The sequence below is a fragment of the Streptomyces sp. Y20 genome, assembly GCF_043195475.1.
Classification (GTDB): Bacteria; Actinomycetota; Actinomycetes; order Streptomycetales; family Streptomycetaceae; genus Streptomyces.
This window is the reverse complement of sequence record NZ_JBIDDP010000008.1, coordinates 247,567-262,161: the sequence shown is the minus strand read 5'-3', so window position 1 is coordinate 262,161 and position 14,595 is coordinate 247,567. Positions and strand designations below refer to the sequence as shown.

Below are 14,595 nucleotides of genomic sequence, written 5' to 3'. Positions count from 1 at the left end.
GGTGGTCCACCTCGGGTGGTCCACCGCCTGCCGGACAGGACGTGCACGGGAAAAAGGGAGTGGCGCTACTTGGTCGGCTTCCGGCCGGTCACGCCCAGGTGTACCAACAGTGCCAGGGCGGGCTTGAGTTCGGCCGCCTTCACGCCCGAGGAGGGGCCCTTCTGGTGGCCCGCCACCGCCGCGAGCATGGCGACCAGCGCACCGGCCACCGCCGCCGGGCTGACGTCCTTGTCGACCCGGCCCTTGGACTGGAGTTCGGCGATGGAGCCGGCGAGGGAGGTGTTCACCGAGTTCAGGATCCTCGTGCGGATCTTGGAGAATCGTTTGTCCCCCTCGGCCGCGCCGAGGTCGATCACCCGCAGGATCGCGTCGTTGCGGCGCCAGAAGTCCAGGAAGCCGTCCACGAGTTCCTGGGCGGTCTGCCAGCCCGACCGGCCGGCCCAGGTGCGTCCCTCGAGCAGCTCGGTCAGTCCCGTGCTCTCGGCCGCCATCTGCTCGGCGACCTCCAGGACGGCGCCCTCGACATCCGGGAAGTACTGGTAGAAGGTCGCGGGCGACGTCCCCGCCTTCCGGGCGACATCGATGACCTTGACGTCCCGGTAGGGGGAGGAGCTGAGCATCTCGCTGAGGCAGTCGAGCAGCTTCTGCCGGGTCGCCTGCCCACGCCGGCCGGCCACGCGGCCGTCGACGGTACGCACTTGTCCTGTCATGTCGTCAGCTTACCGAGGGGTGATGGGAGCGCTATTCGGCCGACTGCAAATGGGGTGCGCGGGGGGATCGGGGAAGGTGTGCCTGGTCTGCGCGGTGCGCGCGGTCCGGTTACTTTGACCGCATGGCCGAAAACAGGGCATCCACGAACGAAGAGGTGTACGGGGAGGGCGTCCCCTGCTGGGTGGACGCCCAGCTGCCCGACGTGGCGGCGGGCAAGCGGTTCTACGGCGGGCTCTTCGGGTGGACCTTCGAGGAGGCGCACGGCTCCGGCGTGTGGGCGCGGCTGGACGGCGGACTCGTCGCCTCCCTGGCCCCGAAGTCCGACGGCCGCATGCCCACCGTCTGGACCGTCTCCTTCGCCACCTCGGACGCAAAGGCCCTCGGCCGGCGGATCACGGCGGCCGGCGGGCAGGTGGTCATGGCCCCCTTCCCGGTGGGCGACCTCGGGACCGCCGCCCTGGCCGCCGACCCCGAGGGCGCGGTGTTCGGGCTGTGGCAGCCCGGCACCCACCGCGGCTTCGACCGGCGGCACGAGCCCGGCACCTTCGTCTGGGCCGAGCTGTACACCCGGGACACCGCCGCTGCCAACGCCTTCTACGGCGGCCTCTTCCACGACGCGCTGTTCGGCGGCGGCGAACCCGATTTCGGGCGTGCGGAGGTCACCGAGGTGTTCGCCGCCGAGATGCCCCCGCACTTCCTCACCCACTTCCGGGTGGCGGAGCTGGCGGACGCCCTCGGGACCGTGGGACGGCTCGGCGGACGGGTGCAGGCGCCACCCTTCGAGACGTCGTACGGGCGCGTGGCCGTCGTCACCGACAATCAGGGGGCGTCGTTCGCGCTGCTGGAGCGCTGACGCGTCCGCTTTGGTGTGAGACACCCCGATATCTGACCGGGTTCGCAACCAGCCGCCCGGCCAGGAAGAATCAGGGTGCGTGCCGCCATGGCGGTGCGGTGGTGAGACGCTGCACTTCGGTCGCGTACATATGTGGATGGCGCGGCTCGTACGGGGAGGTGGCAGGCAAGTGGTGGATCAGCTGACGCAGCACGATCCGCGGCGGATCGGGCCGTTCGAGGTGCTGGGCCGGCTGGGGGCCGGCGGCATGGGGCTGGTCTATCTCGCGCGCTCGGCGTCCGGCCGGCGCGTGGCGATCAAGACGGTGCGCACCGAGCTGGCCGAGGACCAGCTCTTCCGCGTCCGCTTCACCCGCGAGGTCGAGGCGGCCCGCGCGGTCTCCGGCTTCTACACCGCGGCCGTGGTCGACGCCGACCCGCGTGCCGCCGTGCCCTGGCTGGCCACCGCCTACGTGCCCGCGCCCTCGCTGGAAGAGATAGTGAACGAGTGCGGGCCGCTCCCGGCGCAGGCCGTGCGCTGGCTCGCGGCCGGCGTCGCCGAGGCCCTCCAGTCCATCCACGGGGCGGGCCTGGTCCACCGCGACCTCAAGCCGTCCAACGTCCTCGTCGTCGAGGACGGCCCCCGGGTGATCGACTTCGGTATCGCCTCCGGTGTCTCCAACACCCGGCTGACGATGACGAACGTCGCCGTCGGCACCCCCGCCTACATGTCCCCGGAGCAGGCCAAGGACTCCCGCAGCGTCACCGGCGCCAGCGACGTCTTCTCGCTCGGCTCCACCCTCGTCTTCGCGGCCACCGGCCACCCGCCCTTCCACGGCGCCAACCCGGTCGAGACCGTCTTCATGCTGCTCCGCGAAGGCCCCGACCTCACCGGCCTCCCGGACGAACTGCGTCCGCTCATCGACGCCTGCATGGAGATGGAGGCCACCGGCCGCCCCAGCCCGGCCGACCTCCAGGCGCAGCTGGCCCCGCACTTGTTCGGCTCCGGCTCCGACGACAGCGGCACCGCCTCCGCCTGGCTGCCGGAGAAGGCGGTCGCGCTCATCGAGACCCGCCGCGGCGGCCGTACGGCCGTCAAGGCCGTCCCGGTCACCACCGGCGGCCCCCGCGGCGGCGGCCGGCCGGCCATCCCCCCGCCGCCCCCCTACGACCCCCCGGTCCCGGCGCCCGTGCACACCCCGGCCGGCGCCCCCGACACCGGCCCCGTCCACCTGGCCGGCGCCAAGGTGCCCATCGGCCCCGGCCCCCGGGTCGCCGACGCCCGCGCCGCCGCCGTCAAGGCGCCCCCGCCCGAGGCCGGACTGGTGGCCGGCTGGTCCCGGCCCCGTCCCGGCGTGGCCGGCGCCGACCCCGCCGTACCGCCCGTGCCGCCGGCGCCCCCGGAGACGCCGGGCGGCTGGCGCCCCTGGCGTTTCCGCATGTCCAACGACGTCTGGGGCACCCCGTCGGTCGACGGCGACCTGGTCTACGTCACCTCCTTCGAGGTGCATGCCCTGGACGTGGCCACGGGCCGGCGCCGGTTCAAGACCCGGGACGTGGCCTGGTGCATGGCGGTGGCGGACGGCCGTGTCCACGCCTCCGACGGCCCCACCCTGTTCGCCCTGGACGCGCGCGAGGGCACCGACCTGTGGCGGCTGTCCACGGACGCCTGGGTGTACTCCCTGAACGCCGACGGCGGCACCGTCGTCACCGGGACCCGGGGCGGCGGCGCGCAGGCCTGGGACGCGTCCAACGGCCGGAAGCTGTGGGAGATCACCGGCTGCCAGACCGACTTCGAGTCCCCCGAGGCGGGCCCGGTCGTCCACGACGGCACGGTCTACGTGTGGCAGGACGCCCGGCTGCGCGCCCTGGAGGCCCGCACCGGCGAGGAACGCTGGTCGTACCCCATCGGCGACGCCGCCTCCTGCGGCGGTGTCCCCGTCCGTCTCGCCCCGGCCCCCGACGGCTGCGTCTACCTCTCCGCCGGCACCCGGGTCCTCGCCGTCGAGGCGGCGAGCGGCATGGTCCGCTGGCACTTCGAGGCCCCCGCGGTCTTCCTGTGCCCGCCCACGTACGCCCCGGGCCCGGCCGTCACCGGCGGCGGCGTCTACCTCGCCGACTACCTGGGCACGGTCTACGCCCTCGACGCCGCCGACGGCCGCGACCGCTGGCGCATCGCGACGGAGGGCCGCTCCTCGGTGGAACCCGTCCTGGTGGCCGCCGGGCACGTGCACGTCGGCAGCGGAAAGGGCCTGTACACCCTGGACGCGGTCACCGGCACGCCCAAGTGGCGGTTCCAGGCGGGCGGTGACGTCGTGGGCGCGCCCGCCGTGGCGGAGGGCCGCATCCACTTCGGTTCCACCGACCACCTGCTGTACACCCTCAAGGCCGACGACGGCCGGCTGCGCTGGAAGCTCGCCACGGGCGGCGAGATCACCGGCTCACCGGTCGTGCGGGACGGGGTGGTGTACGCGTGCAGCAAGGACCGGTGCGTGTACGCGCTGGACGCGGAGAAGGGCACGGGGACCGCGCGGACCGCGTAGCGCGCGACGGCCGTCGCACCGGTGTGCACGGAAGGGTTCCGGACGGCGGCCGTCCACGGCCGACGCTACCCCCGGCGTCCGGCACCCGCCAGGTGCGGGCTGTTCCCGGACATGCCTCGGCCGCGACGGCTCCCCCTCCGCGCCGCCGCGGCCGATTCCCCCGTCGGATGAGAGGCCGGTCAGACCGTCTCGTCGGTGGCGTGGACGTTGTCCGTCGTGGCGGTGCCGGTGGACTCGCCGGACAGCTTCAGCGGTTCGACGGTGGCGTGGACGTTCTTGATGGTGACGGGCTCGCTGGTGGCGTGCACGTTGTCGGTGGTGGCGACGCCGGTGGGCTCCCCCGTCGCGTGGACGTTGTCCGTGCTGGTCTGGTCGCTCATCTCGCTGGCTCCCCTGGCAGTGCTGTGCGATGAATAGGCGGGATCCGCCCGGCATCTCCCCCGAGTGCTGTCGGGTGGATCCCGCTGGGCCGGTTCACCCTAGAGGGCCGGCCGCGTGCCGTACCGCCGGCCCCCCCATGCGACGGCTCGGCAGGAACGACAGTGCCGGACAGCGATAAACGAATGATGAACGTCTCTCTCCGGATCCCGGGCCCGGCCCGCGTCGCGGGGCGTGCGCGGCCGTCCCCCACGCCGCCGTCGGCCGTCCCTCACACCGCCGTCATCGGCTTGAGCAGGGTCCTGACCCGGTCCGCCTCCGCGGTGCCCAGTGCCTCGAAGATGCCGAGGGCCTCGCTCCAGCAGACCTGGGCCCGGTCCAGCTGGCCGATGCCGTTCAGGGCCTGGCCCAGCACCGTCAGGACGTTGCCGCACCGCCACTCCCCGCCGATGTCCCGGAGTACGGTCAGCGCCGACTCCGCGTTCACCGCGGCCTGGGCGGGGCGGCCCCCGGCGAGGTCGAGCTCGGCGAGACGGAAGAGCGTCATGCCCTCCCACAGCCGTTGCCTGCTGTCCCGGAACACCTGCAGGGCCCGCTGGAGGCAGTCGGTGGCGTCGGCCAACCGCCCGCTGTGGGTGAGCGCCAGTCCCAGCGCGTAGCGGCCGTTGGCGCCCTTGAGCGCATGCTCCATGTCGTCGTACATGGCGGTGCCCTGCCGTGCGAGTGCCACCGCGCTGTCCGTCCGCCCGGTGGCCAGGTGTATGCGGGACAGGTTGCACAGCGCGCTGGCCTCACCCGGGCGGTCCCGCAGCGCACGGAAGTTGTCGATGGCGCGCTCGAAGTGCTCTTCGCCCACCTTGTGCCGGCTCTGGTACAGCGCGATGACGCCGCTGATGTTGGCCGCCCAGCAGCCGGTGAGCGGATCAGCGGCCTCCCGCGCCAGCCCGGTCGCCCGTTCCGCTTCCTCCAGTGCCACGTCGAACCGGCTCCCGGAGATGTGGTGCACGAACGCCAGCGTGGTGAGGGCCCGTCCCTCGCTCCGGCGGTCGCCGGTGCTTCGCGCGGCGTCCCGCAGCAGCTCCGCGACCGCCTCGTACTCCTTGGAGTTGGCACCCGACTCGGCCAGGTCCACCGCGGCCCACAGGGCGTCGACCGCACGGCGCAGCGTCCCCGGTCCGGCGGACTGCCGTACGCAGGCGAGGAGGGACACGGCCTCGGAGTACAGCCAGTCCCGGGCCGCCCGCCGGTCCGGGAACCGCAGCCCGGCGTGCTCGGCGCGCTCCAGATGGTCCACGAGGCGGTCACCGGGCCGTTCGATCAGATAGGCGTCGCCCGCCGTCGCCAGGTAGAAGTCCAGCAGCCGGGACAGCGCCGCCTCCCGTTCGCTCGGCGGCTGTTCGTCGCGCTCCGCGCAGGAGCGGGCGTAGAGCCGGACCAGGTCGTGGAAGCGGTAGCGGCCCGGCGCCGCCGACTCCAGCAGGGACGTGTCCACCAGGGACTCCAGGAGATCCTCGGTGTCGTCCGCCGGGAGGTCCAGGACCGCTGCCGCCGCCGCCAGGGAGAGGTCGGGGCCGTCGGCCAGGCCCAGCAGGCGGAAGGCCCGGGCCTGGGCGGGTTCCAGCTGGCCGTAGCCCAGTTCGAAGGTGGCCTTCACGGCGAGGTCGCCGGCCTGGAGTTCGTCGAGGCGGCGGCGTCCGTCGGCGAGCTTGGCCGCCAGGACGGACACCGTCCAGGTGCGGCGGGCCGCCAGCCGGGAGGCGGCGATGCGGATCGCCAGGGGCAGGAAGCCGCAGGCGGCGACGACGTCCAGGGCGGCCTCGCGTTCCGCGGCGACCCTTTCCTCGCCGACGATCCGCGTGAACAGGCACAGCGCCTCGTCGGGAGACATCACGTCCAGGTCGATCAGGTGGGCCCCGGCGAGGTCGAGCATGCGGACCCGGGAGGTGACCAGGGCGGCGCAGCCCTCCGTGCCGGGCAGCAGGGGCCGTACCTGGGCCGCGTCCTTGGCGTTGTCCAGCAGGACCAGGACCCGGCGGCCGTCCAGGACCGAGCGGTACAGGGCCGCCCGTTCGGCCAGGGAGTCGGGGATCGCCGACTCGGCGGTGCCGAGGGCGCGCAGGAAGGAGCCGAGGACGGTCTCCGGTTCGGCGGGGCGGTGGCCCGCGCCCTGGAGGTCCACGTACAGCTGGCCGTCGGGGAAGGCGGTGCGGGCCCGGTGGGCCACGTGGACCGCCAGGGTCGTCTTGCCGACACCGCCGATGCCGGCCAGCGCCGACACCGCCATCACCCGGCCCTCCGCCTCGGACGCGGAGGACAGCACCTCGCTGAGCTCCGACACGAACGCGTCCCGGCCGGTGAAGTCGGGCACGGACGCCGGGAGCTGGGCGGGGCGGACGGACATCGCGGCGGGCTCCGCGACGGGCGCCGAGGGCTCGGCGAGGGCCGGGTCCGCCCGGAGGATGCGCTGCTGGAGTTCCCGCAGGCCGGGGCGGGGATCCACGCCGAGTTCCTCGGCCAGCAGGCGGCGGGTGTCGGCGTACACGGCGAGGGCCTCCGCCTGCCGGCCGCTGCGGTACAGGGCCAGCATCAGCAGCTCGCGCAGGCGTTCGCGCAGTGGGTGCGCGGCGGTCAGGGCGGTCAGTTCCGAGACGGCCTCGGCGTGGCAGCCCTGTTCCAGGTCCATGTCCAGGCGCGCCTCCAGCAGGCCGAGGCGCCATTCCTCCAGCCGGGCCCGCTGGGCCTCGGCGTACGGGCCGGGGACGCCCGCGAGCGGTTCGCCGTCCCAGAGCGCCAGCGCCCTGTTCAGCAGGGTGCGGGCGTGGGAGAGGTCTCCGGCGCCGCGGGCCTTCTCGGCCTCCGTCGCCAGGTCCTGCGCGACCGTCGCGTCCAGGGCGCCCTCGCCCAGCCCGCGGACGGCGTAGCCGCCGGACTCGCTGACCAGTACGTCGGGATCCAGGCTCTTGCGCAGCCGGGACGCGTAGGTGCGGACCGCCGCCAGCGCCTGGGACGGCGGCTCGGACCCCCAGAGGGCATCGATCAGTTCCGCCGCCGTGGCCGTACGGCCCGCGCGCAGCAGCAGTGCGGCCAGCAGGGCGCGCTGCTGGGGGGAGCCCGTGCTGAGCGCCTCCTCGCCGCGCCAGGCCCGTACCGGGCCGAGCACGCCGAAGCGCAGCGGGGCCGCCTCCGCGGTCCTCACGGAGCCGGCGCGCCGCTGCTCGGGTACTCGCGGCCGACCGTCCATGCGTTCGTCCCCCTCGGCGTCGCGAACAACCCCGTCAGTTTGCCTTGTTCCGGGGGGTTGCGTCAGCCGGGGGAGACGCCGATCACAGGTGACGGGTTCCGGTCCACAAGGCCCTCACACGGTCTCCGCATCCGGTCCGCCCGGAGGTCACCACTGACACAGCGTCAAGAGGCGCGCTGGTAGGGGCTATGGGGCCTCGGGCCGGTCCGTCAGGTCCACCCGGATCGTCAGCAGGTCCGTGCCCAACGCCCGTACCGCCGTGCTGTTGAGGCGCGGCAGGGAGCGCAGCCGGGCCACGGCGTCGTCGCCGGGCAGGAGATGGGCGGTGCCGTGGTGCCAGCGGCCGGCGACGCGGACGCGGACGCGGGGGTCGGCCTCGATGTTGCGCACGTACTGCGACCTGCGGCCGAACTCCGAGACCAGCCAGAAGGAGTCGCCGATCCGGCGTCCGCCCACCGGGGTCGGCCGGGGCAGGCCGGACGTGCGGCCGGTGGTCTCCAGCAGGGTCTGGAACGGCAGGCGCCGGTTCAGTGGATTGGCGACGTACCGCTGAAAACGGGTCACGACGCGGTGCTTGAGATCGGCGCGGCCTGACATGTCCGACGGTTCTCCTGCTCCGGGCGGGCACGGGCCGCGCCGCGGGAACGCCGGCCCGGCCCCGTGCGGGGCGTGTCACGCGCCGACGGTCGCGCGGCGCACGCCTGCCAGCGTCCCCCGCGGCCCGGGCGGACGCAACGGGGGCGCCCGGGGAGCGGGACCGGCCCGCTCCGGCCCGCGTCCCGGGCGAGAGCCGCCGGGGGTGGCAGCGCCGGCGCGCCCCGCCGCCGGTCCGCGTCCTGGGGAAGCGGGACGGCGGAAAGGACCGGCGCGCCCCGGGGCCGGCCGGTACGACGCGCAAGGAGGGACCGGCGCCCCTCCACTGCCCGATTCCGACCAGTCGGTATGGACAGATGGGCCGGCGCCCGGTACAGATGCCCCATGCGTATCTCCGTCACGGTCTTCCTCACCGACGAGACCGTCGCCCCCACCCGCCTCGCCCGTGAACTCGAGGCCCGCGGCTTCGCCGGCCTGTATCTCCCGGAGCACACCCACATCCCCGTGGAGCGCACCAGCCCGTACCCCGCCGGCGGTGAGCTGCCGCGCGAGTACGGCCGTACCCTCGACCCGTTCGTCGCCCTCGGCCAGGCCGCCGCCGTCACCGACCGCCTCGGCCTCGGCACCGGCATCACCCTGGTCGCCCAGCACGACCCGATCGGCCTCGCCAAGCAGATCGCCACCCTGGACCACCTGTCCGGCGGCCGGTTCACCCTCGGCCTCGGCTACGGCTGGAACGTGGAGGAGGCCGCCGACCACGGGGTGCGCTGGGCGACCCGGCGCGAGCTGGTCCGGGAGCGGATGGCGGTGATGCGCGCGCTGTGGACGCCGGAACCCACGGCGTACGAGGGGGAGCTCGCGGCTGTGCGGGCCAGCCTCGCCCACCCCAAGCCCGTCCAGGAGCCGCGGGGACCGGTCACCGGTCCCCGCACGCTGGTCGGCGGGGCCGCGGGGCCCAAGCTGTTCGCGCACATCGCCGAGTTCGCCGACGGCTGGCTGCCGATCGGCGGGCGCGGGCTCACCGAGGCGCTGCCCGTCCTGCGCTCGGTGTGGGCGGACGCGGGCCGCGACCCGGCCGCCCTGCAGATCGTCCCGTACGCCGTCCGGCCCACCCCCGGCAAGCTCGCCCACTACGCCGAGCTGGGCGTCGAGGAGGTCGTGGTCCAGCTGCCGCCCGCCGGGGAGGCGGAGGTGCTCCGCGCGCTCGACGAGTACGCGCCGCTGCTGTAGTCCCGAGGGCCCCGTGGGGGTGATCAACGCGAACGTATGCTCAAGAGATGACGACTTCCGCGACCCCCGGAACCGGCCCCACCGAGAACTCCATGCGTCGCGCCCTCAAACGTGCCCGCGACGGCGTCGCCCTCGACGTGGCCGAGGCGGCGGTCCTGCTCCAGGCGCGCGGCGAGGCGCTCACCGGCCTCGCCGCGTCGGCCGCCCGGGTGCGGGACGCGGGGCTCGGGGCGGCGGGCAGGCCCGGCGTCATCACGTACTCGAAGAGCGTCTTCGTCCCCCTGACCCGGCTGTGCCGTGACAAGTGCCACTACTGCACCTTCGCGACCGTGCCGGGCCGGCTGCGCCGCGAAGGGCACGGGATGTTCATGTCCCCCGACGAGGTCCTGGACATCGCCCGCAAGGGCGCCGCCCTCGGCTGCAAGGAAGCCCTCATCACCCTCGGCGACAAGCCCGAGGACCGCTGGCCGGAGGCGCGCGAATGGCTCGACGCGCACGGCTACGACGACACGATCGCCTACGTCCGCGCCGTCTCCATCCGCATCCTGGAGGAGACGGGCCTGCTGCCGCACCTCAACCCGGGCGTCATGAGCTGGACGGACTTCCAGCGTCTGAAGCCGGTCGCGCCGAGCATGGGGATGATGCTGGAGACGACGGCGACGCGGCTGTGGTCCGAGCCGGGCGGCCCGCACCACGGCTCCCCGGACAAGGAGCCGGCCGTACGGCTGCGGGTGCTGGAGGACGCCGGCCGTTCCTCCGTGCCCTTCACCTCCGGCCTGCTCATCGGCATCGGCGAGACGTACGAGGAGCGCGCGGAGTCCCTGTTCGCCCTGCGCAAGGTCGCCCGCGCCCACCACGGCATCCAGGAACTGATCATCCAGAACTTCCGCGCCAAGCCGGACACGGCGATGCGCGGCATGCCGGACGCCGAACTGGACGACCTCGTCGCCACCATCGCCGTCGCCCGGCACATCATGGGTCCCACCGCGTGCCTCCAGGCGCCGCCGAACCTGGTCGACAGCGAGTACGAGCGGCTCATCGGGGCCGGCATCGACGACTGGGGCGGCGTCTCCCCGCTCACCATCGACCACGTCAACCCCGAACGCCCCTGGCCGCAGATCGAGGAGCTGGCGCGCAGGTCCCGGGCGGCGGGCTTCGAGCTGCGCGAACGGCTCTGCGTCTACCCGGAGTTCGTGCGCCGCGGCGAGCCCTGGCTGGACCCGCGGCTGCGCCCGCACGTCGACGCCCTCGCCGACCCGGCGACGGGCCTGGCCCGCCCCGACGCGGTCGTCGAGGGCCGCCCGTGGCAGGAGCCCGACGAGGTCTTCACGGCGACGGGCCGCACCGACCTGCACACGTCCATCGACAGCGAGGGCCGCACGGCCGACCGGCGCGGGGACTTCGACGAGGTCTACGGCGACTGGGAGGCCCTGCGCGAGGCGGCGGCCCCCGGCATGGCGCCGCAGCGCATCGACGCCGACGTGCGCGCAGCACTGCGCACCGCGGCCGACGACCCGACGCGCCTGACCGACGCCGAGGCCCTCGCCCTGTTCCACGCGGACGGCCCGGCGCTGGACGCGCTGTGCCGGGTGGCCGACGACGTCCGCAGGACGGTGAACGGCGACGACGTCACCTACATCGTCACCCGCAACATCAACTTCACCAACGTCTGCTACACCGGCTGCCGGTTCTGCGCCTTCGCGCAGCGCCGCACGGACGCGGACGCGTACACGCTCTCGCTGGAGCAGGTGGCGGACCGGGCGCAGCAGGCGTGGGACGTCGGCGCGGTCGAGGTGTGCATGCAGGGCGGCATCCACCCGGACCTGCCGGGCACGGCGTACTTCGACATCGCCAGGGCGGTGAAGGAACGCGTCCCCGGCATGCACGTGCACGCCTTCTCCCCGATGGAGGTGGTCAACGGCGCGAGCCGGACGGGGCTGTCGGTGCGCGAGTGGCTGACCGCGGCGAAGGAGGCCGGTCTGGACTCCGTCCCCGGTACCGCGGCGGAGATCCTGGACGACGAGGTCCGCTGGGTGCTGACCAAGGGCAAACTGCCCGCGGCCACCTGGATCGAGGTGATCACGACGGCGCACGAGCTGGGCATCCGCTCGTCGTCCACCATGATGTACGGGCATGTGGACCAGCCCCGCCACTGGCTCGGCCACCTGCGCACCCTGGCCGGGATCCAGCGGGAGACGGGCGGCTTCACGGAGTTCGTGACGCTGCCCTTCATCCACACGAACGCGCCGGTCTATCTGGCGGGCATCGCCCGCCCGGGTCCGACGACGCGGGACAACCGGGCGGTGACCGCGATGGCCCGGCTGCTGCTGCACCCCTGGATCCCCAACATCCAGACGAGCTGGGTGAAGCTGGGCACGGAGGGGGCGGCGGAGATGCTGCGTTCCGGCGCGAACGACCTGGGCGGCACGCTCATGGAGGAGACCATCTCCCGGATGGCGGGCTCCTCCTACGGCTCGTACAAGTCGGTCCGCGATCTGGTGGCGGTGGCGGAGGCGGCCGGCCGCCCGGCGAAACCGCGCACCACCCTGTACGGCGAGGTCCCCGGGGAGCGGCGGCGGGCGGCCGAGGCGTCCGACGGGCACCTGCCGGAACTGCTGCCCGTCCTGGACTGAGTACGATGATCCGACCCCCGATCCCAGAAGGGGCCCCGTAGCGGAGGAGATGCGTACCCGTGGCTGCCCTACTGCCCTCGTGGGCCTGGGTCACCGGTCTGACGGCGGGGGCGACCGCGGTCGTCATCGCCCTCGCCGTGCAGGCGGACCACGCGCCGCGTCCCACGGCCGCGACAGCCCGGCCCGGCCCCTCGGCGTCGGCGAGCGCCCACGCCTCCCCGACCACCGGGGCGCCGGCCGCGCCCACCCTGCCGGACGCGTCCGGCGAGGGCCGCCGGATCGTCTACTCGCTCGGCGCGAAGCGGGTGTGGCTGGTGGACGCGACCGGCCGGCCCGGCCGCACGTTCCCCGTGTGGCCGGGCACGGTCGACCCGCGGCCCGGCCGCTACTCGGTCACCCTGCGCACCCAGTCCCTCAAGGGCTCGGACGGCGTGGAGATCGAGCACGTCATGTACTTCACCAAGGCGTCCGGCGTGAACATCGCCTTCTCCAACGCCCTGGACGGCGCCTCGCCGCCGCCCGCGAACGGCCAGAAGCTGGGCGGCATACGGATGCGCAAGGAGGACGGCGCCGCGCTGTGGGCCTTCGGCGACCAGGGCACCAGGGTCGCGGTCGTCAACTAGCGTCCGGGCGCCCGCCGGGCAGGTGGTTGACGATGAGGGCGACCCCGCTGATCAGGAACACCCGGGTCGCCGCGTCCAGCCCGTTCCAGCTCTTCGACTGCCACATCGCGAACCACTCGCCGCCGATCGCGATGAACCCGGCACCGAAGAGCAGCAGCAGCATCAGCAGCCCGTAGGTGGACACGCGCCGCGCGAGACCGTGCCGCCCCCGCGCCCAGAGGTACGTGCCCCACACCAGGAGCACGGCCGCCACCGTCTCCCAGGCGATGATCAGGACGTAGGCGGTGTCCTGGAGGCCGGTGCTCGTGATGGCCCGCCACATCAGGGCGTCGTCCCGGAACGTCGTGTCCATCGCCAGTACGTGCCGCACGAACTGCTGGTTCGTGCCGAAGTCGGTGATGTTCCCGACGGCCACCAGGGCGATGTACAGGGCGAGGATGCCGGTCACGATGCCGGCCGCGGTACTGGCGGTGCGCGAGGGGCGCGTGGTCATGTCCATGGCTGGCATCTTGCCCGACCGCGGGCGGCTCCCGTGGGGGTGCCGCGATCCCCGCGCACGGAATGCGCCACCCCGCGCCGCCCCCGTCCCCTTCGGCCCGCTTCGCCCCACTGAACGGACCGTCCCCGGTCGATTACAGTGCCTAGCGTCGTACGGATGGACGGTGCCGTGAGGAGGCCTGGTGGGTGCGACGTCCGGCGCCGTCTGGGGCCGTGCCGAACAGCAGGACTTCCGCAGCAGGGTGCGCGGCACCCTCCTCGGCACCGCCGTGGGCGACGCGCTGGGCGGCCCGGCGGACGCGCTGTCCCTGGACGAGATCCGGGCGGCCTACGGCCCCGAGGGGCTGCTCGACCTCGCCTTCGGACACGGGCGCCGGGGCGCGGTCACCCACCACACCCAGCTGACCCTGTTCACCGTCGACGGGCTGATACGCGCCCAGGTGCGCCGCGACACCGGCGCCTGGCACCCGCCGACCGACCTGCACCGGGCGTACCGGCGCTGGGCCGCCACCCAGACCGACTGGGGGCCCGACGAACGCCGCGAGGACGACGGGTGGCTGGCCCGCGAGGAGTGGCTGTACGCCCGCCGCGAGCCGACCCGGGCGCTGCTCCTCGGGCTCGGCGACGCCGCCATGGGCACGCTGGAGCGGCCCAAGAACCCCGGCGAACTCGGGCCGGAGGCCGTTGCCCGGTCCGCGCCGTTCGGGCTGCTGGTCGGCTGGGAACCGCAGCTCGTCGTCCAGCTGGCGGTGGAGTGCGCGGCCCAGACCCACGGCCACCCCCTCGCCTGTCTGTCGGCGGGCGCGTACGCCGTGATCGTGCACGGGCTGGCCCGGGGCGGGAGCCTGGACGGCGCCGTGCGGGCGGCCCTGGACCTGCTCGCCGCCCGCCCCGGCCACCAGCCGGTCACGGACGCCCTCCGGCACGCCCTCGGCGCCGTACGGCAGGGCGTCCCGGGCCCGGCCCGGGTGGAGGAGCTGGCCGGGGACGGCACGGCGGACGGGCTGCTGGCCGCGGCCGTGTACTGCGCGCTGGTCGGGGAGGACGTACGGCACGGGCTGTGCCTGGCGGTGAACCAGAGCGGCCCCTCGGCCGCCGCGGGCGCCCTGACCGGCGGCCTCCTCGGCGCCCTGCACGGCGAGACGGCCCTCCCCCCGGCCTGGCTGGCCGAGCTGGAGGGCCGCCCGACGATGCTGGAGCTGGCCGACGACTTCGCGATGGAGATGACCCAGGGCCCCGCCCTGCACGGCCCCGCCGGCTCGTCCCCGGGCTGGCTGGCCCGGTACCCGAGGGCGTGAGCCGGGCCCGTACTC

At 74.3% G+C, this 14,595-nt stretch carries 11 protein-coding genes; 6 read left to right on the top strand and 5 right to left on the bottom strand.

The features are described from left to right. Positions 1–65: 65 nt before the first annotated feature. Positions 66–698 (bottom strand): TetR family transcriptional regulator, encoded by a 633-nt coding sequence (locus tag ACGFT1_RS22125; RefSeq protein ID WP_373910757.1) that lies wholly within the window; start codon positions 696–698, stop codon positions 66–68. A gap of 134 nt (positions 699–832) precedes the next feature. Here ACGFT1_RS22125 and ACGFT1_RS22120 point away from each other — a divergent pair, with 134 nt between their 5' ends. Both ACGFT1_RS22120 and ACGFT1_RS22115 read left to right on the top strand, forming a co-directional pair. Next, positions 833–1,564 carry a VOC family protein gene (locus tag ACGFT1_RS22120; protein ID WP_373910653.1) on the top strand — a complete coding sequence of 244 codons (732 nt, stop codon included), beginning with the start codon at positions 833–835 and terminating at the stop codon, positions 1,562–1,564. Between the two features lie 169 nt (positions 1,565–1,733). Further along, entirely contained in the window at positions 1,734–4,085 is a 2,352-nt protein-coding gene (locus ACGFT1_RS22115) for a PQQ-binding-like beta-propeller repeat protein (RefSeq protein WP_373910652.1), read from the top strand. A gap of 179 nt (positions 4,086–4,264) precedes the next feature. Here the strand turns inward: ACGFT1_RS22115 and ACGFT1_RS22110 are convergent, their stop codons facing one another. The 3 genes from ACGFT1_RS22110 to ACGFT1_RS22100 all read right to left on the bottom strand — a co-directional run bounded on the left by ACGFT1_RS22110 (position 4,265) and on the right by ACGFT1_RS22100 (position 8,301). After that, entirely contained in the window at positions 4,265–4,465 is a 201-nt protein-coding gene (locus ACGFT1_RS22110; protein WP_373910650.1) for a hypothetical protein, read from the bottom strand. A gap of 269 nt (positions 4,466–4,734) precedes the next feature. Further along, positions 4,735–7,704, bottom strand: a complete 2,970-nt coding sequence (locus ACGFT1_RS22105; protein WP_373910649.1) for a BTAD domain-containing putative transcriptional regulator — start codon at positions 7,702–7,704, stop codon at positions 4,735–4,737. Positions 7,705–7,890: 186 nt separating this feature from the next. Beyond that, positions 7,891–8,301 carry a nitroreductase/quinone reductase family protein gene (locus ACGFT1_RS22100; RefSeq protein ID WP_373910648.1) on the bottom strand — a complete coding sequence of 137 codons (411 nt, stop codon included), beginning with the start codon at positions 8,299–8,301 and terminating at the stop codon, positions 7,891–7,893. A 381-nt stretch (positions 8,302–8,682) separates the two neighbouring features. Here ACGFT1_RS22100 and ACGFT1_RS22095 point away from each other — a divergent pair, with 381 nt between their 5' ends. Genes ACGFT1_RS22095 through ACGFT1_RS22085 form a run of 3 tightly spaced genes read left to right on the top strand, consistent with a single transcriptional unit; the run spans position 8,683 to position 12,784 of the window. Next, the gene (locus tag ACGFT1_RS22095; protein WP_373910647.1) at positions 8,683–9,528 is read left to right on the top strand and encodes an LLM class F420-dependent oxidoreductase; all 846 of its coding nucleotides are present in this window, start codon (positions 8,683–8,685) and stop codon (positions 9,526–9,528) included. Positions 9,529–9,575: 47 nt separating this feature from the next. Beyond that, positions 9,576–12,161, top strand: a complete 2,586-nt coding sequence (locus ACGFT1_RS22090; protein ID WP_373910646.1) for a bifunctional FO biosynthesis protein CofGH — start codon at positions 9,576–9,578, stop codon at positions 12,159–12,161. A 59-nt stretch (positions 12,162–12,220) separates the two neighbouring features. Beyond that, on the top strand, positions 12,221–12,784 hold the full coding sequence (locus tag ACGFT1_RS22085; protein ID WP_373910645.1) for a hypothetical protein: 564 nt from the start codon (positions 12,221–12,223) through the stop codon (positions 12,782–12,784). Here ACGFT1_RS22085 and ACGFT1_RS22080 read toward each other — a convergent pair. Further along, a complete protein-coding gene (locus tag ACGFT1_RS22080) occupies positions 12,777–13,277 on the bottom strand; it encodes a DUF2165 domain-containing protein (protein WP_373910756.1) in 501 nt (166 codons plus the stop codon). The genes ACGFT1_RS22085 and ACGFT1_RS22080 overlap by 8 nt on opposite strands. A 187-nt stretch (positions 13,278–13,464) precedes the next feature. On the opposite strand from ACGFT1_RS22080, the gene ACGFT1_RS22075 reads away from it, so the two are divergent. Beyond that, positions 13,465–14,580, top strand: a complete 1,116-nt coding sequence (locus ACGFT1_RS22075; RefSeq protein ID WP_373910644.1) for an ADP-ribosylglycohydrolase family protein — start codon at positions 13,465–13,467, stop codon at positions 14,578–14,580. Positions 14,581–14,595 lie beyond the last annotated feature (15 nt).

Coding starts and splice junctions, on each gene's coding strand:
- ACGFT1_RS22090 (WP_373910646.1), top strand. CDS start 9,576: ATGACGACTTCCGCGACCCCCGGAACCGGCCCCACCGAGAACTCCATG.
- ACGFT1_RS22100 (WP_373910648.1), bottom strand. CDS start 8,301: ATGTCAGGCCGCGCCGATCTCAAGCACCGCGTCGTGACCCGTTTTCAG.
- ACGFT1_RS22120 (WP_373910653.1), top strand. CDS start 833: ATGGCCGAAAACAGGGCATCCACGAACGAAGAGGTGTACGGGGAGGGC.
- ACGFT1_RS22110 (WP_373910650.1), bottom strand. CDS start 4,465: ATGAGCGACCAGACCAGCACGGACAACGTCCACGCGACGGGGGAGCCC.
- ACGFT1_RS22080 (WP_373910756.1), bottom strand. CDS start 13,277: ATGACCACGCGCCCCTCGCGCACCGCCAGTACCGCGGCCGGCATCGTG.
- ACGFT1_RS22105 (WP_373910649.1), bottom strand. CDS start 7,704: ATGGACGGTCGGCCGCGAGTACCCGAGCAGCGGCGCGCCGGCTCCGTG.
- ACGFT1_RS22095 (WP_373910647.1), top strand. CDS start 8,683: ATGCGTATCTCCGTCACGGTCTTCCTCACCGACGAGACCGTCGCCCCC.